This is a genomic window from Leifsonia sp. P73 (genome assembly GCF_051059105.1).
GTDB lineage: Bacteria > Actinomycetota > Actinomycetes > Actinomycetales > Microbacteriaceae > Leifsonia.
Window position 1 is genome coordinate 2755773 of the sequence record NZ_CP194931.1, and the last position, 17531, is coordinate 2773303.

General features: G+C 63.6%; 14 protein-coding genes. 8 read left to right on the forward strand and 6 right to left on the reverse strand.

Annotated features, from left to right (window positions below; all coding sequences use genetic code 11):
- The first annotated feature begins 2 nt into the window (after nt 1-2).
- From ACQ86L_RS14235 to ACQ86L_RS14260, 6 genes are all read left to right on the forward strand, one after another.
- Nucleotides 3-1535, forward strand: a complete 1533-nt coding sequence (locus tag ACQ86L_RS14235) for an SCO6880 family protein (RefSeq protein WP_434315989.1) — start codon at nt 3-5, stop codon at nt 1533-1535.
- Between the two features lie 5 nt (nt 1536-1540).
- Complete coding sequence (locus tag ACQ86L_RS14240; protein WP_434315990.1) at nt 1541-2989, forward strand: ATP-binding protein; 1449 nt, start codon at nt 1541-1543, stop codon at nt 2987-2989.
- A 1012-nt stretch (nt 2990-4001) separates the two neighbouring features.
- The gene (locus tag ACQ86L_RS14245; RefSeq protein WP_434318897.1) at nt 4002-4790 is read left to right on the forward strand and encodes a type IV secretory system conjugative DNA transfer family protein; all 789 of its coding nucleotides are present in this window, start codon (nt 4002-4004) and stop codon (nt 4788-4790) included.
- Nucleotides 4790-5194, forward strand: a complete 405-nt coding sequence (locus ACQ86L_RS14250; RefSeq protein ID WP_434315991.1) for a hypothetical protein — start codon at nt 4790-4792, stop codon at nt 5192-5194. Before ACQ86L_RS14245 ends, ACQ86L_RS14250 begins: the two co-directional genes overlap by 1 nt.
- Nucleotides 5191-5664, forward strand: coding sequence for a hypothetical protein (locus ACQ86L_RS14255; protein WP_434315992.1), 474 nt, complete (start codon nt 5191-5193; stop codon nt 5662-5664). The genes ACQ86L_RS14250 and ACQ86L_RS14255 overlap by 4 nt, the downstream gene beginning before the upstream one ends.
- Before the next feature lie 110 nt (nt 5665-5774).
- A complete protein-coding gene (locus ACQ86L_RS14260) occupies nt 5775-6212 on the forward strand; it encodes a single-stranded DNA-binding protein (RefSeq protein WP_434315993.1) in 438 nt (145 codons plus the stop codon).
- Here ACQ86L_RS14260 and ACQ86L_RS14265 read toward each other — a convergent pair.
- On the reverse strand, nt 6167-7387 hold the full coding sequence (locus ACQ86L_RS14265) for an IS30 family transposase (protein WP_434318898.1): 1221 nt from the start codon (nt 7385-7387) through the stop codon (nt 6167-6169). The two genes, ACQ86L_RS14260 and ACQ86L_RS14265, sit on opposite strands and share 46 nt — an antisense overlap.
- A 985-nt stretch (nt 7388-8372) precedes the next feature.
- Complete coding sequence (locus ACQ86L_RS14270; protein ID WP_434315994.1) at nt 8373-8645, reverse strand: hypothetical protein; 273 nt, start codon at nt 8643-8645, stop codon at nt 8373-8375.
- 528 nt (nt 8646-9173) lie between these two features.
- On the opposite strand from ACQ86L_RS14270, the gene ACQ86L_RS14275 reads away from it, so the two are divergent.
- Entirely contained in the window at nt 9174-10259 is a 1086-nt protein-coding gene (locus tag ACQ86L_RS14275) for a hypothetical protein (protein ID WP_434315995.1), read from the forward strand.
- 586 nt (nt 10260-10845) lie between these two features.
- On the opposite strand, the gene ACQ86L_RS14280 is transcribed toward ACQ86L_RS14275, so the two are convergent.
- The 3 genes from ACQ86L_RS14280 to ACQ86L_RS14290 all read right to left on the reverse strand — a co-directional run bounded on the left by ACQ86L_RS14280 (nt 10846) and on the right by ACQ86L_RS14290 (nt 15042).
- The gene (locus ACQ86L_RS14280; protein WP_434315996.1) at nt 10846-13518 is read right to left on the reverse strand and encodes an AAA family ATPase; all 2673 of its coding nucleotides are present in this window, start codon (nt 13516-13518) and stop codon (nt 10846-10848) included.
- Nucleotides 13519-13810: 292 nt separating this feature from the next.
- Nucleotides 13811-14065, reverse strand: a complete 255-nt coding sequence (locus tag ACQ86L_RS14285) for a hypothetical protein (protein WP_434315997.1) — start codon at nt 14063-14065, stop codon at nt 13811-13813.
- A gap of 110 nt (nt 14066-14175) precedes the next feature.
- The gene (locus ACQ86L_RS14290) at nt 14176-15042 is read right to left on the reverse strand and encodes an ArdC-like ssDNA-binding domain-containing protein (RefSeq protein WP_434315998.1); all 867 of its coding nucleotides are present in this window, start codon (nt 15040-15042) and stop codon (nt 14176-14178) included.
- Nucleotides 15043-15481: 439 nt separating this feature from the next.
- On the opposite strand from ACQ86L_RS14290, the gene ACQ86L_RS14295 reads away from it, so the two are divergent.
- Nucleotides 15482-15949, forward strand: coding sequence for a hypothetical protein (locus tag ACQ86L_RS14295; protein ID WP_434315999.1), 468 nt, complete (start codon nt 15482-15484; stop codon nt 15947-15949).
- 79 nt (nt 15950-16028) lie between these two features.
- On the opposite strand, the gene ACQ86L_RS14300 is transcribed toward ACQ86L_RS14295, so the two are convergent.
- Nucleotides 16029-17087 carry an IS110 family transposase gene (locus ACQ86L_RS14300; protein WP_434316000.1) on the reverse strand — a complete coding sequence of 353 codons (1059 nt, stop codon included), beginning with the start codon at nt 17085-17087 and terminating at the stop codon, nt 16029-16031.
- Nucleotides 17088-17531: the final 444 nt, after the last annotated feature.

The following is a 17531-nucleotide window of genomic DNA, read 5'->3' on the forward strand; positions in this document are numbered from 1 at the left end:
CCATGACCACCCTCACCGCCGACCAGATCATCACCGACGAAGGCGCACCCCGCGTCCGCTTCGCCGCCCGCGAACGACGTGGGATCTTCCTCGGACTGACCTTCCTGCAGCTGGTCGTGATCGGCGCCGCCATCGCGATCCTGCTCTCCACCCTGTTCATTGACAGCAACGCCATCTGGGTGATGCTGCCGATCCTCGCCGTGATCGTGTTCTTCGCCCTCGCCACCTACCGGCGCGAACCCGTCATCGTGATCGTCGCCCAAGCCGCCCGCTACCTATTCCGGAGCATGGCGGGGCAGACGGTGTTCCGCCGAGATGTCTGGTTCCGGGTCTCCGTCGCCTCCCTCAACGTCGGGCACGCTCAGGTGGCCGCCGCGACCCCGGTCGTGACCTCGAAGTTTCTGCTCCCCGGTGCGCTCGGCGACGTGCAGATCGTGCAGATCCCCGGTGCTGGCGGGTTCATCTACAACGCCCGCGGACGTCTCGCCTCCGTCACGGTGAAGGTCGGTTCGAAGGCGTGGGCGCTGCGGGACAAGGGCACCCAGGAAGCCGCGTACGACGGGTTCGTCGAATGGCTCAGCTCGCTGGAGAACCTGCCAGGTGTCCGGGAGACGACCATCCGGATTCGAGTCGACCGGGCCTCATCCAACGAACTGCGCGATTACCTGGTTGTCCGAGAGAACGAGCACGACCCCCAGGTCACCGCCGAACTCCGTGGCGAGTATTGGGCGCTGACCCAGGCGGCGTCGAAGCGGTCGATGGGGTTCACGAACTACATCACTCTCACCTTCGATACCGCCGCCCTCAACGGAGCGATCCGTGACGCGGGCAAGGGACTGACCGGGCTTGCCGCCGTGCTGAAGGAGAGGGTGGCGGGCATCGAGACCTCGATGGAGCACGCCCGGCTCACCCCGGCCGGCTGGCTGACTTCGGATGAGCTCGACGAGCTCAACGCGCTCTCCGCGGACCCTGTGGCGGCGGCCACCCGGCGTGAGCAGGACTCGAGTGTGGTATCTGCGCCGTCGCCGGTGATGGGGATCGACGAGGGCTGGGATGCGCTGCGGGTGGACGAGTCCTGGCACCAGACGTTCTGGGTCGCCGAATGGCCCCGCACCGACGTCCGCACCGGATTCCTCGAGCCCCTCCTTTACGCCGGGGACGCGACCCGGGTGATCACGTTGCAGGTGCGGCCGGTGGCGACGCACAAGGCGCTGGCCCAGCTGAATCGGGCCCAGTCCGACATGGAGACCGCAGCGACGATCCGGATGAAGTTGTCCTCCCGGATCCCGCTTACCCACCTTCGCGAGGAGGAGGACCTGGCGGTGCGTGAGCACGACCTCGTCGACGGGTTCGGCGACGTCCAGTACCGCGGGTTCGTTACCGTCTCCGCCGAATCCAAAGGTGCCCTCGCCAAGGCGCGCACCGATATCGAGCAGGCTTCCCACCCGGCACGGCTGGTGCTGGCGTCGATGTCGGGGCAGCAGGCGGCCGGGTTCGTCACCGCTGCGTTGCCGGTGCCGCTGGAAGGGGAGTGAACGCGATGAAGCCCAACACGGTCATTGGCCGCATCCCGGCGAACGAGAAGCCGGGAGCCAACGGACGCCACCGCCGGACCGCAACCACGGACAAGGACTCGGCCTGGAAGCTCCAAAGCGCCGAGTTGCCGGCGTCGAAGATGCCGGCGTGGGGGTGGAAGCAGCCGCACAACCTGCGTGGCCGACTGCGTGCCACCCCGCCTGCGCACCGTTGCAGCTCGAAGGTCCTGGGCGGCGCGTACCCGTTCCTGGCCGAGACCGGGGACATCCTCACCGGTGCGTACATCGGCGAGAACCTGCTCTCCCGCGCACCGTTCTGCTTCGACCCCTGGGACGCCTACTCCGCCGAAGCCGTCCGCTCCCACTCCGTCGCCATCCTCGGAGTGAAAGGCACCGGCAAGTCGATGCTCGCCAAGTCCTGGTCCTCCCGACTGGCACGGTTGGGGCGGAAGATCGCGGTCCCGCACGACCCGAACGGAGAATGGATGCGTGTCGCCGCCTACGTCGGCGGCACCTCTATCAGCGTCGGACCCGGCAAAGCCGCACGCATCAACCTGCTCGATGAAGGGCCACGGGATCTCTCCTTCTCGGATGAGGACTGGAACCAAAACGTGCTCCAGTACCGGCGGGCCACGGTGAAGACGATCATCCGCCGACTCCGCGAGGGCGGGAACCTGGAACCGGTCGAGCACACCGCCCTCGACGTCGCACTCGACGCCCTCCGCGGGAACGCCACCGTCACCATCACCCACGTCTACAACCGCCTCGTCGACCCCGACGAGGCGCTCCCGGTCGAGGTCGCAGAGGCCGGCCACCGACTCGCACACTCCCTGCGCCGGATGGTGTCCGGTGACCTCACCGGATTCTTCGATGGACCCTCCACCGTCCGCTTCGACGCGGACGCGCCGATGATGGTCGTCGACACCTCCGCCCTGAAAGGCGCATCTCCGGAAGCGCAGGCGCTCGCCCGTCTCGCGACCGCGAACTGGATCCGCCGCTCCAGCCTGGGTGCGAACCGGCAGGCACGGGTCATCATCCACGAAGAGGCCGCCGTCGAACTCCTCAACGACGTCTCCGGCGGAGATGGCCTCGCCGACCGCGTCGAAGACGAGAAAGTCGCACGCCACCTCGGCACCTCCAACTGGTACCTCCTCCACCGAGTCGCAGACCTCGACGCGCTCGGCGACCGCAACAGCGCCCTCCACTCCCGTGCCCTCGGGCTTCTCGCCGACTGCGAGACCCGGATCTCCTACGCGCAGCACTCCGGTGAGATCGCACGGTCCCGGGAGATCCTCGGCTGGAACGACACCCAAGCCGACCTCGTCCGCAAGCTCCACAAAGGTGAAGGGCTCTGGCAGATCGGCCAAGACCGGGTCGCGAAAGTCCGAAACATCTGCACCGACTACGAACTCGGCATCTTCCGCACCGACGCCATGGGCGGTGAACGAGCATGAGAACCCACGGCTCCTCCTGGACCCAGCTCGCGCTCTACTGCCTCTTCGCCATCGTCGCCGCCGGCGCCCTCACCACCGGCATCGCCAGCGCCACCATCACCGCCACCTGCGGCGGCGGAGGCCAGCCCAGAAGCGTCTTCGCCGGCCTCCAACTCGCGATGGGCGGCGACCCCAGCAGATTCGCCGTGCCGCCTGGATGCACGGCGCCAATCACATTGGTCCGGGTGCTCGACCTGCTCGCGGTCTTCCTGCTTCTGAGCGTCGTAGCGGCAGCAGTTGTTTGGTGGCTCCGCTACCGGCAATCGGACCGGCACTTCATCCACGAACTCCGAGGCCGCGACGGGCTCGCAAAGCCTGGTGAAGTGCGCAAGCACACCTCCGCTCGCACGGCGCTTCAGCGTGCCAAGGGGCTCCGGCCATCGCTTGCCAACCCAACACCGTCCGCGGCGGGGTGGAAGGTGGGCAGCGGTCACGGGCAGGACGTCTACGTGTCAATCGAGGATTCGATCGTCGTGGAAGGCGCACCGCGTTCTGGAAAGGGCTACCGATTCATCATCAACGCCATCCTCGACTGGGACGGCCCCCTCATCACCACCTCCACCCGCAACGACAACCTCTCCGCCACCATGCGCGAACGCGCTCGTCTCGGCGAGGTCACCGTGTTCGATCCCCAAGAGCTCACCGGCGTCCGCTCCGCCTTGCGGATCTCGCCAGTGGCCGGGTGCGAGGACCCCCTGGTGGCGGATCAGCGTGGTCAGGCGATCATCGCCGGCACCGCCCTTGGTGCGTCGAAGACCAACCAGGAATGGGCTCAAGTGTCCTCCTCCGTGCTCTCCCGACTGCTCCACGCTGCAGCAGTATCGGAACGTGGCACCGATGCTTTGGCGCGGTGGGGCTCCAACCCGCGGCTCGCGCGCGAAGCCGTCAGCGTCCTCGCCAACCAAGGGTCACCCGGCTGGTCAGAGGACCTGGACGCGATCATCAACGGGGATGAGAAGCTCCTGGCGAACTCCTGGTTCGGCGTCTTCGGTGCCCTCCGCCCGCTCTCCATCCCGTCGATCCGGAAGGCGATGACGCCGGGTCCGGGGAGCAGTTCGACCTCGACGCGTTCCTCGCCGGATCCAACAGCCTCTACCTCGTCGGCACCGGCGCCGGCGCAGGATCCGTCGGCGGATTCCTCGGCGCGATCCTCGACGACATCGTCGAAACAGCACGCCGGAAAGCCCTTGCCTCACCAGGGTCGCGGCTGGACCTCCCGCTTGCCTTGATCCTGGACGAGATCGCCAACATGTTCTCCTGGCCCGCACTGCCACGCATCATGGCCGACGGCGGCGGCATCGGCATCTCCACCATCGTTGTGCTTCAGGCCCTGTCCCAGGCCGAGACCGCCTGGTCGAGGTCGGAGGCCGACACGATCTGGTCCGCGGCCACCGCCAAGCTCCTCCTCGGCGGCGCATCCGACGTCGACCACCTCCGCGACATCGAATCCCTCCTCGGCACTCGGCGGATCCGCAACACCGGCCACTCCTACAACGACAACGGGTCATCCACGAACGTGCAGAACGAGAAGGTGCCGGTCATGACGATCGACGAGATCCGCCGTATGCCCGAAACGGTCGGACTGCTCGCCTACCGCAACCGGCGCGGCATCCTGCTGGATCTGCGCGGGTGGACCGACCGTGACGACGCCCGCCAGGTCAGCGCCGGGAAGAAGCTCACCGAGCTCGACCAGCAGGTCGTGTTCGCCGAACAGTACCAAGCCGCGCTCGATCGCCGAGGATCAGCGGGAGAGGGAAACTGATGTCCAACCGTCGCCGTCCCGCCCGGGACAACACCTACCGCACCAACTACCTACGCTCCGGAGCATGGTTCGCCCGCCGCGACCACTGGTTCCTCGAGGAAGAACACCGCAACGGAACGATCCGCTGCGCTCTCTGCCTCGGCGCAGGTGGCTCCCACTCCCTCGAGCTGCACCACCTCGACTACCGCGGCGTCACCGAGACCCCATACGGCTGGACCGCACACGAGCAGCACGAGGACCTCACGGCGCTGCACCCGCGCTGCCACGAATACGTCCACCAACTCATCGACCGCGACCGCGTCTTCTCCGGGCTCGTTTCCCGCCGCACCGCCTCCCTCCAAGCCATCGCCCGACTACAAGCCAAGATCGCCCACTACATCGAAGCATCCCTGGAACAGCAATGACCGACGACGACGGCATCCCGCAGGACGTGCTCGTCGCGACACTGGCCGAGGGATGGGACCAAGCACCCCGGCAGTCACCGGGAATGCTCGGCATCCGCGTCATCAACTGGCGCACCCTCGACAACGCCGACGCCCCCGAGGTCTGGACCGACCTACGAGACTGGGTGATCTGGTTTACCCGCCGCTACAACCTTCCCTCGCGGAAGATTCCGCCGTGCTGGTTCAAGCACGGCGCGCTCGTCGAAGAACTCTCCGCTCTCCACACTGCCTGGCTCGTCTCCTACGACAGCCTCGACGCCGGCTACGGACCCATCGGCTGGCACGAACGCCTCGCCGTCGCCCTGCCCCGACTCGCGACTTGGTACAACGGCGAATGCCACAACGGCCACACCGAACTCCCGCAGAACGGCGACGACGCGGTTCCGCCGGAATGGGCTGGCTGGATCCGCCAAAGCCATGCCCAGCCATGAGACGCGCGGACGCGATTTGCGCGCCACCTGCGCGCATTTTCCGGCCACGGACCGGAAGTTCTAAGTGAAAGCGACCCGAACAGCGGGCGCGAAAAGAAAGGAATAGAACGATGAGCACACGAGTCCCGATCAGCATCGAAGGCAACCTCGTCGCCGACCCCGACTACGGCGAATCCCAGAACGGCACCAAGTTCGCCAAGTTCACCGTCGCCGTCACCGACCGCAAGCTCGAAGACGGCAAATGGGTCGACGGCGACACCCAGTACCACCGCACCACCGTCTTCGGCCGCACCGCCGAGAACGTCCGCGCCAGCCTCGCCAAAGGCGACACCGTCATCGTCAACGGCAACCTCGAGTTTCGCCACTGGACCGACCAAGCCACCGGCGAACCACGAGCCGCCACCGAAGTCGTCGCCGACAGCGTCGGACCCTCCCTCCGCTACACCACAGCCGAGGTCACCCGCCGCACCCCAAAAGCTGACGGCCCGGACGCATCGCAGGTTCAAGGGGTCACCGCAACACCTGAAGCGTCTCGCGCTTTGGCATGAGCATACGCAAATCGCTGGGCAGGGGTTTCCCAGCCTAGCGATTTGCGTGGACGGCGGTTGAGTTTCACAGCTACCGATGCAAGGTCGGCGGCGCCGAAGCGAGAGAGGTCGGCGCCTTTCGGGAAGTACTGCCGCAGCAGCCCATTGGTGTTCTCGTTCGACCCTCGCTGCCAGGGGCTTGCTGGGTCACAGAAGTACACCGGGACGCTCGTAGCCATCGTCAATGATCGGTGCGCGGCCGTCTCGGTGCCTTGGTCCCACGTGATCGATCTGCGCAGATGCGTGGGCAGTCCGCGCATCAGCCCTATTAGCGTGTCTCTGACGCGTTCTGCATCATGCCCGTCCGGCAGATGCCCGAGCATCACGAATCTGCTCGACCGCTCCACGAGCGTGATGATCGCGGAATGACTTCCCGTGCCGACGATGAGGTCACCCTCCCAGTGGCCAGGGATCCGGCGATCCTCGACCTCGGGCGGGCGTTCACTGATCATCACCATCGGGTCGCGGAATCGCGACAGCCGTTGCAACGGCGAGCGACGTCGTTTGCGTCGAGTGCGGCCGGTGCGCAGCGTCCGCGCGACCTCACGTCGAAGGCCACCACCCGCCTGCCGATAGAGGGCCTGATAGATCGTCTCCGGACTCACCCTCATTGACAGGTCATCCGGGAACGCTAGACGCAGCGCGTTGCTCACCTGCTCCGGTGACCACTGCTCCAGAAGCCCGGCCTGCACGAACTCTCGCAGGCGAACATCGCTCACCAGCCGCGCCGGCTTTGGCCGCGCTCGTCGCCGCGCCGCATGACGATGCGCGGCATACGGGCGATACCAGCCGTTGACGTCGCGTCTCTGATCCAGCTCGCGCTTCACCGTCGAAGCCGGCCGGCCCAACTGGCGACCGATCTCACGCAACGAGGCTCCCGCGCGAACCAGATCCGCGATCTTCTCACGCTCATCGATCGACAAGAACCTTGGATGCAGTCGTCGCTCAAGCACCCTCACATCGGGTTCGTCCACGCTGACCATCGTGATACGCCCAGTGGCATAATCGACGGCGCGACCATCCGCATAAATCCGACCGTTCGCGAGTTTGCGAACCCCGTGCTCCCAGTCCCGCGCCGTCCGCTCATTCACACCTACCTGCTCCGCCGCGACGCGCCGCGACGCGCAGACGGTGATACTCCGCGCGCCCCGGATGGGGCGGACGCCGGGACCGCAACCCGAGCTGACTCGCCCACCCATACGCGGTGTTCCGGTTCAGCCCCAGCTCATCCGCAGCGAGCCTGACACTGCCCAGCACCCTGAACCGCTCGACCAGCCGAGCGCGGAGCTCGTCCCAATCTGTTCCCGCATCCTCCATGTCGTCCACAACCCCTCGAATCTCGGGGTGTTGCGATGTTCACTGGAATCCGCCCATCCGCTACCGGGCCTGGTGCGGCAGGCGCGCGAGTCGGCGGTGTGACGCTTGCATAAACCATTTTGAGGGGGTGGCGTTCTCCGCTGCCCCCTCTATGCGGCCAGCGGACCTTCTCGGTCATGCCGGGAATTGCTCAACGAACAATTGTCTGCCGCGCGGTCTGTACCCAGCGCATCGCAGATGATTTGCGGGTAGGCCGAGTTGCAAATGGACCGGCGATCGTGTCGCGAGGTCCTCGCCGGTAGGTGGGGCAACTAGGAGTGTGGCCCGGCCAAGGACCCCAGTCACCCGCAGAGGGAGCCGGGCACGCTTGCTCGGGGTGAAGTCGAGGTAGCGAGCGCTTCCAGCTCATCTTCGGTTAGAAGCGCGTCGCGCTGATGAAGGTCGCAACCGTCGCCATGGCCACGATCCCGGTGAACACGACGATCCAGCCGATGAGCACGCGCACGCGCTGCTCGCCCGTCCGAGTGCGTTTCTGCGTCGGGACGAGCGTGCTCGATCACATTGCGACGCGAAGCGCCCTTGACACGAGCGGGTTGGCTTCGCTCCCAGCATTGTGCGCTGCTTCAAGGAACCCCGTTCCTCGGGCTGCCTCCCGGCAAGGGCGATACAGACGTCATCGCGAGGTTCCGGTGCCTAAGCGCCGGTAATGGCCTAAGCCGGCGCAAAGAATGAAGTCACTGCGTCATGCGGGCGGCGCGATCCGGTGATCGGAGAGTTTCTGGTTGGCCCCTCGCGCGTGAGCGGTTACACGTTCTTGCGAAGCCAGTCGTTGACTTCTTTGCTGACGTTGAACGTAGCCCACCCCTTGCCGCCTACTCCAACGACAGCCACAGCGTCATTGCTGTCGACGTGCTTCTTTATACCGTCGCGCAGTTCTCCCGCGCTCATCGTCGTCTTCACGAAGAAGCTGCTCTTGAGGGGCTTCGCCCACCCGTCGTGTGACTTGAGGTAGTCGATCAGCTTCGAGTAATCCTGACCAGACTTGTTGAGGTCGTAGTTGACCCAGTAAACCGCCATTAATCCTCCAACCGGAACGTGAACGCGGTTGGGAGAGTACGTGACACCTCTGACACTTCCTCGACGTGTCATTCCGACTTATTCGATCCATGTCGCCGAGGGTGTGACCGAAGCCACTAGCACGGCGGAGATTCTCGGTCGCGAGACTAAACGTCTGGGGTTTACGGGTGGCCATTGCAAACGAGAGAAGCACTCGGGTTCTCCATCCATCGCTACTCGAACGGTCACATAGCGGGGGCGGTTGTCCGCCCTTTCCGGGACCGTCCACTCCGCTCGACTCCGACTGTCGTGGCGCACGCCCCTTGGCACCGCGAAACCTTTCGATAGGAGTGGCGCTACAGCACGCTGTCCGTACGGTGGCAGGGTCTTCTTGGCGGACTTGAACCCCCGAAAAACCTGTTCGGAACGCTAGAGGCATTGAACAACTGGTGGGACGGCGACCCAACCGAAATGTCGGCCCGCGTGGTGATCATGCCCTTTGTCCGCGATGCTTTCTAGAGTGATCTCACGATCGGCCGGAGAGCACAGGTGGGAATCAAGGCAGCAATAAGGCGCGGCGGAACCAAAGCTGGTGCAAGCCTGTTACGCATCCTGCATTTCCTGTTTCCGCCAACTACTGCAATAAAGCCCACCCGGGATTCGGTGGAGGACGAGTACGACCGCCTGCGCATCCAACGCGAGGTTGTGCGCGGAAGCATCGCCTGGCTTCCGATTGCCGGAGTGCTTGCAATCAGCGTCAACGTTCTGGTCCAATTCGGCAGTGTTCAGGCAGCGCTTGCCGTCGTCCAGCGTCAGACGCTCGCGAACTTGGTGTTCATTGTCACTCTGAACCTGTTGACTTACTTGATTCTGGGCACCGCTTTGGGCCTTTCCGTCGTCGTGGGCGACAGGTCGTATGCGCCCCACGTCAGAAGTGTCGCGGTGGCCGCGCAAATAGTCGCCGTCTTCATCGCCGTGTTTGCCTTTCCATTCGCGACGACTGGCTTCCTCCTGCTGTTGATCTACCTGGCTTGGCGGCGGCAACGATCCTCCCGCAAAGCACGCCCGGCAAAGAACGAATCGGACGGCACCGCCTGGTACAAGACCAGCACATACCCGATTGATGCGAAGTTGCGCGCCCTTTGGCTTGAAGGTCGTCAGATTCTTCGTTCAAACAATGTCGATTTGCCCAGCTCCGTGGCGGATACCTTGGTTCTCGAACCCCATCTTCCGCGCACCTTCGGAGAGGTGAATCGCGAGGCATTCGACAGAGCGCAGGAGATCGTCGAAGCCTCACAGACCAAAGACGCCCTGAATGCAATCTTTGCCGTCTGCATTGGGATCGTCGCGTCATACGGCCTCGTAGCGATCAACACCCCTATTCATTTTGCTCCGCTAGAAAAGGTCCATTTCCAGAGTCAGAACGGGGATAAGGTTGGTTACCTCCTTGGCGATCCCGCGAACCCGTCATTGTTCGTATCTAGCGACGCGAGGACGATCACTATCTTGAAGGCTGGTTCGATTCAGGATCGAGAACTCTGTCAAGCGAAGCCCGACTGGTTGGGAATGACGTTCCGGGACTCTTTGCTCTCGGCCGCGGGTCGCACTGCCGTTGTTGACTGCAATCAGAACTGATCAGGTTGCTTCCGGGGACGGAAATCCGCAATGGAAACCGCCCGGCCAATATGCTCACGTCGCTGATAGACCCGAGAGCACAAGTGACGTTTGAGTCGTGGGTAGGTATCGCGGGCCTGGCCGTCGCGATAATTCTGATCCATAGTCAGATGCCATGGGGTCGGTGCAGACTGTTGGGGTGAGCATGCAGGCGCCATCGCCTCGGCCGTGGGGTGTCTCGGACGAGGAAGCAATTGAGTTATGTCGGGAGTGGATGGTCCACCTCGGCGCAATCGACGCGCGCGCCGCTGAGGTATCGGCTCATCACGTGTGCGACCTGTACAGCACGTACTTCCTCGGATGGGTCGAAAACCGACGGGGCAACCTCGACATCGATCTTGTAGAGCGCGCCGCCGCCACCTCGGCTGGGGACGGGCGACTCCCCTGTTGTTCGTGCCGGGAGGCGTGTTTCCGGAGGCCCGCGATCGAGCAGATGCGCTCGGCGTGGCGCTCCTCCGTTTTCGGCCACAGGACGGTGCGCTCGAAGGTGTTAACGGGCTTGGCCGTCAGGCTCGGACAGTTGGCCTGGCAAATGGATAGTCACGCGTCATCGGCCGAGCGTCGCACTTCTATCCAGATCTGTCACGGAGGAAGGACCAGTTTCGCTCTGCGCTGCGCGACTGAACTCAACGCGTGCGGCCATGCGGGACGCATCCAGTGTCTCTTCGATGGGCTGGCGCTGCATCATCTCTACTAATTGCGTTCTTGCCGAAGCTTTGGTCGATGCAACGAGAACGATGTCGTTGTCGTTCTTGCCTCGCGTTAGGCCGACGTACAGCCCCGCGGCGTCTACGCCAGGCCCGACGAGGGCGCGATCTGTGGTCTCGCCCTGAACTCCATAGACAGTTGATGCGTAGCCCAGGTGCATGTGTGCGTTGGCGTATTCGTGGCTGACCTTCTTGAGATCTGTCGAGTCCGCGGCGGAGGCGAGAATGACCTCCGTCTTCGTGATTCGCTTGACTACCCAATGCTGGCGGTTCTGGACGTCGGCGAGGCGATTGTTCCGCCGAGTTTGGACAACGTCCCCCACGAAGATGGGTTGGCTATCCTGCCCCGAGGTGGATTGGCTGGTGTCGATCTCGCCGGCACGGATTCTCCGACCTTGTATCTCCTCACTAATAGCCAGCGCTTCAGCGTGTGTGGCCACGACCAGGGCGATCGACTGTCGGTGCTCCTCCGCATCGAACCAAGCTGACACCATTTCGGTTCGAGCCTCGGCCTCACTGTTTGTGAGAAGGACGTGCCCGGTGTCGATTAGTTCGACAGCAACGCTCTCGGAAGTTTCGCGACCGTGTGGCTCGCGCAATCGCAGTGTCAAGTTGGCCCAGGCTGGATCCTTGAAGCGGTGAATGGTCATGAGCTCGACCTGGTCGGACGAGTGAGTCCAGAAAAGCGCCATCGCGCCGGAGTGCCCTACAGGCAGCGCTTGACGTTCGTCGCCGACTAGCGCCACGGTCGCCTGAGTTCGTTCCAGCACGTCAACGAGGGCGTTGGCTGCCTCGAGGTCAAGCATCCCGGCCTCGTCCACAACGATCCGATCGCCTGGGTGGATCGCGATACGCGGACCGTCGTACGCGAGTCCTGTGTTCCAATCGACTTCCCCGACCTGAAGGCATTGCCAGTCGGTAGCTCCGGCCTCGTTCGTCGACCACCGCCAGCCAAAGTCGTGCAGCAGCTGATGCAGCGACGATGACGCACTCTGCGTTTCACGGCCAGCGACGGCAGACGCCTTCTTGGTCGGTGCAACGATAATCATGTTGCGGCCACGACGTCGGAGGGCTGCACCAGCAACCTTGAGCATTGTCGTCTTTCCCGTCCCTGCAGCGCCGGATACCGCAACGCTTCTGGAGGTACCGGCTATAGCTGCGGCTCCAGCAAGTTGGCCTCTGTCTAACAAACGAGCTGGTTCAACTGCTTGTCCTATTGCCCTCACCTCAACTGTGTCCAGCGCGGTGCCCGGAGTCGAAATTCTTTCGATCCTTTGTGCCAGAGTTGCCTTCAATGTCGCGGTCGAGATGGCCATTCGTCGTTTGATGTGCGCAGGGATGTGCGGCTCAGATATCAGTGTGACCGTATGAGTCCGGATGGCGAAATTGCAAACCTCGTCGATCACTTCCGCGAGATGAGCGCGATCCGCAACGGTGCCAGATTCAGAGATTGCTCTAATCGCTCCGGCGCGGACATCCATGTCACTGAAGCGCCCGCCCGTACCTGTCGAACGGGCGTCGGCATCGACGATCGCCTTCGCTGCGAGGAGCTCAATGTCGAGGTCCTGGAGGGCCACTGATCGCACTTCGACCGAGTCCCGCGGACGGCCGAGCTCCGCGTCCGCATGGAGGAGCTCGGCCATCACTACGGATGCCCAATCATCTTCGTTGAGCTGTCCCGGTTTGTTTGGCCGGCCAGCGGCCCATGCCCATTGATCGATGTGATTTAGAACCGTCGAGGACGGCTCCTCGTCCGGGTGCTGCTGCTTCCATGCACGCAGGCGCGCCGCCTTGTTAGCTTCGATCTGTGCGGAGCGCTTTGACAGGGGACGAACCAAGTGTTGCAGCTGCGCGATCTCGCCATCGGAGTTCAGCGTGAAGCCCTTCGCCGCCAGTGCCGCAATCCATGCGGGGTCAGTGCGGGACGCCAGGTCGCCTTCGGCGTTGACGACGTTCTGGAATCGCAGGGCGACCCGGGTGTCGACATTCGACCACTTGCCATCCAAGCCTTGCACTTTGACGTTTAGCCACAGGTGGCGGTGCTTGTGCGGGTCCAGCGACCGCGACCGCTCATGCCGCAGCTCGACGACCTCGATCCGGGCAAGGTCCTCGCGAATTACGCCCTGCTTCCCGCGACGGGCGTTGAGCTCGCTCTGCCACAGCTTGATGATCCGATCCCGCAACCGATCCTGCAGATCCTCGTACGCGGCAGCCAACTCCGGGTCCAACATCGCCGCGATCGAGAACGACTTCGGCGCGTTGATCGTCGCATCTAAAATCAGATCCGCGACCGGTAACTCGAGATCGCGGCCCCGCCGCTCACCCGTGATTGGGTCGACGCCGTCGACCCAATCCTTGAGCTGGGATCGGGTGAGCAGGTCGTCCCGGATGGCACCGTTCTCGACGATGTAACGGGTCATCAGGGCGTCCGCGTAGCCGACCGCTGCCAATGCGCCATCGGCCGTCTTCGCTGTAAGGGTGGCGTCGCAGACGCCGCCGAAGGCGTAGTGCACCGCCTGCTTGACCCCCTGGGCCCCCTGCCCGCGCTTCCAACGCGCCACTCCACCTCTCACACTTAGAACTTCCGGTTGCGCGCGCCTTCCGGCACGCATTTGGCGCGCACATCTCGAAGAGTGCCTACGTGCATTAGCTCTTTTGGTCTTACGCTCTTGCTCTTCTTGATTCGCCGGGCTTCCTGACCTTCGTCCTTGGTGCGGTTCTTCCTCGGGTTGCTGTGTCTCTTCTGCGTTGGTTCGCTCAGACCTTTATTCGATTCGGAACAACCGTGTCCCGCGATCGGGCCGGCTACCGACGCCGAAGAAGGAAGCGCAGCGTCGCGATCAGCGTGAGTCCGCCCAGGCCGACGATTACCCACGGTACGTATGGCGCGAGTCCGTGAGCAATAGACGTTGCGATACAGCGCCCCGAGTTCAGCGTGCCGGCCTCGATCTGACATTCGACAGTGGATTGAGAGAGCACCCAAAGACAGCAGCCGATGACGAAAGCCGTGACCAACCACAACTTCACCAGGTCGCCGCCGCCAGCTCGTCGTTTCGCCATATGAGCGAAGCTACGGGTGCGAGATCCAGTCCATGCAGCCCCAGTTGAGGGTGCGAGACATGCCAGAGCCCCGATCCAGCCGCTGCGGAATCGGGGCTCTGGAGGGCCGATCAGTCTGCCGGAGAGATGATTGAGGCGAGTGTATGAGCGGTGCGCAGGACTCGCGTCGCCGTGTCTCGGATGATTGTCGTGTTCTCGCCCGCCCACCCGGTGATGTAGCCGATGCTGTACGCGCTGGTATCGAATCCGCTCAAGCCGGCGACTATGAAGGCGACTGACTCGGCTTCGACCTCCATACGGCCGCGATGAGTTCGGTACTCGTCGAGGTCGTCGATGTGGCGCAACTCGATGTGCGCGACTTCGTGAATAAGTGTCTTCGCGGTCTGCTCTGTCGCGAGATTCTCAGCGAGGGTAATGCGATGCGATTCGGGATCGGTGTACCCGTTGGCGTTGGTGAGCGACGTGCGGTGAAGTCTCCAACCGTTGGACTCAAGGTGAGCGGTGAGGGAAGCAATGACACCGTGATCGTCGTCACCGGTTAGCCGTCGGGTCGGATCCTCCGGCAATGGCACGGCACCTTCGATCGGATCGGTCTGCGAGATATCGAAAACGGACAACGTGGGGAAGTAGCGCACCACACGCTCATCACTCGCTCGCGCCTCGTCAGTCTCGCCATCCGGCTCGCCCCTCTTCTCCCGGTACCCGAAGATCTCGATCGACTTTTCACCTTTGCGTACCTGTCGCCCCTTGGTCTGCCACTGCCGGAACCCGGCGACCATGGTCGCGTCTGGGTTCTGGGCCAGGATCAGGAGCAGGTTGTTCAGGCTGTAGTTGTGGAAGGAGCGGGCGAACTCCAGGAACGCCCGCCACTGTCCGCTGTCGGCGAGTTGCTGGACCTGCTCCACGATCGACGCATGCAGTGCCTCCGCCTCTGCCTGTCGTTCCTCCGCGGTCCGGGTGATGATCTTGCCGCCCATGATCCTTACCTCCCTCATCGTTCTTTCGCCGACCCTTCTATGGGCCGGTGTCAATTGGTCTGCCTGGCTGGCATGACCAGGTGGGGCGTTTGTGCCTTGCTGCACCTGATCGTTTTTCTTGCCGTTCCGGCACAAAGATCGAGAGCGGGCGGAGGCAGCGCAGTGCCCGTAGGGAGTGGTTGCTAAGCGCAGGGAGCGCAGCGAGTGAAGTCTGCAAAAAGCGATCGGAGGGAGCGGAGCTGGTGGAGTTCGCTATGGTCGGCTGCCGGATCGGAAAGAAAACCTAAGGAAACAGCACGTCTCAGGCGTCCCGATCAGAAAGAGTCGGCGTTGGTTTACGGGCGCCAGTGGAGGAGCAGAGGGGAGGAGCGCGCTGCCGCCAACGGCCCGAAATGGGGTGTTGTCGGCAGCGGCATCGTCACTCATAGCATTGTCCAACATGAGCGAAGTCAAAGACTCCGTCCCCGCGTTGCAGCGTCCGCGCGGTCGAGCGGGCCTGATCGCGACCATATGGGTATTGGGTCTTTTGCTGTTGATTCTGACCCCGGTGTCCGTGGGCGTGACCGCTTACAACCAGGTGCTCGCTTCCGCTCTGACACGGACCCAGAAGAATTCACTCCACGTTGTCGAATCCCAATTGCAGCTTAAGGACATCGGCCAGGTACAGCTGCACAGGGAGTTCGACAACACAGTCAGATTGGACGTTAGTACCGGCGGTCAATCCATGCAGGCAGACCTAACGGTCACTGGAGCGGAGGTTCCGAACCGCCTTGCCGACCGCTTTCGCGCACTCGGATACACGAACAAAATCAATTCCTCGAGGTGGGACCTGGGGCTCACCACCATCTTGATAACCCCGACCGCGGCCGGCGCAGATGTTGAGATAGAGGTGTCGGCGGGCAACTAATCGAAGGGCTTTGACCGTCCACAGTATTTCCTGGCGCGCGCAAAGAGGCCGCGCACGGTTCCCTAGGACCAACCTAGGTTTAGACGGTTTGCGGTTGCGTCGAAGCGGTGAGGAGCCGGTAGATCTGTCTGGCGATGTAGCGTTTTAGGCTGCGTTTGATCTCTCGTCCAGTTCGACCTTCGGCGAGGCGTCGTTCGCGGTAGGCCATGGTTTCTGGGTGACTCATCATTCGGACGCGGGCGACCGTGTCGAGGGCCGCATTGAGTCGTCGATCGCCGTGGCGGTTGAGGCGATGTCGGACGGTGTTGCCACTGGAGGCCGGGATGGGTGATGCTCCGCCGAGAGCGGCAAACGCGGCTTCACTTCGGACGCGGCCGACGTGCGAGAAGGCAGTTATGAACACGGCTGCGGTGATCGGCCCGATGCCCTGGACGACGAGGAGCTGTGGAGCGATCTGCTCGACGTGGCTGCGGAGTTCGGCCGCGTTCTCATTAAGCCGTTCGTTGAGCGTCAGCACACTGCGAGCAAGTCGTGAGGCTTCGGCTCGAGCGGTGGCTTGCTCGACGTCGTCGGTGGAGTGGCCTCGCCAGGCTGCGACCTTGGCGAGGTTCGCTGCGGAGAGCGACCGGCGGGTCGCGAGCCCGAGCTCGACAATTCGCAAGAGTGCGATCAGCGCGTTGCGGTCTGCTGTCCTTTGGGTCTCCATAGACCGGCGAGTGGTCAGCAGGATGCGAACTGCTGAGCGCCTCTTGCCCGAGCGGGGCACACGGAGTGTGTCGATTGGGTGGTGGGTGACACTGCGAGCTGCAGCTTCTGCGTCGATCGGGTCGGATTTTCCTCGCCCTGCGCGCGAAGCGCGCAGAGGCGGACGTGCCTCGGTGACGGGGAGTCCGATCGCGTCGAGTGCGCGAATGAGTTCCGACCCGTAAGAGTTTGTCCCCTCAACGGCAGCTAGCACGGCCCCGTCTGTCCGGCGGCGGATCCAGGAGAGCGCTCGGCTGAGACCGGCCGCGGTGGTCGGAAACGTCTCGACTGAGATGAGCCGGCCAGTGATGGTCTCGACGATGGCGTAGGTGTGGGTCTTGGCGTGGGTGTCCACGCCAACGACGTACTGGTATTCATCGGCAACGATGGTCAACGGCGTCCTGCTCCTTATGTCGCGTTCTGACTTGCCGGCGAGGGGTTCGTTGCGAGGCAGATCTCTAACGAGTCACGCGCAAGCGCGGACAACCTTCTATCAAGCCATCGGAACGGTCAGGCCGGCGCCGCCTTCGGGCGGACGAGTCGGCAACAAGCCACCGCACTGCGGGACAAGATTTCGGTGAGTCACGCCGGAAGGTTCGGCACTAGCCTGACAGCCGGTCTCGGACCGGCCATGACCATTAGAGATTTCGGCGCTGCGCGCCGTCGTGCGGCCGTCCCGGAGGGCGGGGGTTCCGACAGCCGCTATTTGCGAAAGGCGGGAGCGCAGGTGCGGAGCACCTTCCTTGTGCACAAGGAGAAGTCAAGGTGTCGGGTTCATCGGTCGGAGGGGCGGGCGTGCGTAAGCTTCTGAAGCGAAATCGGTAAGAGATGCCGTGCT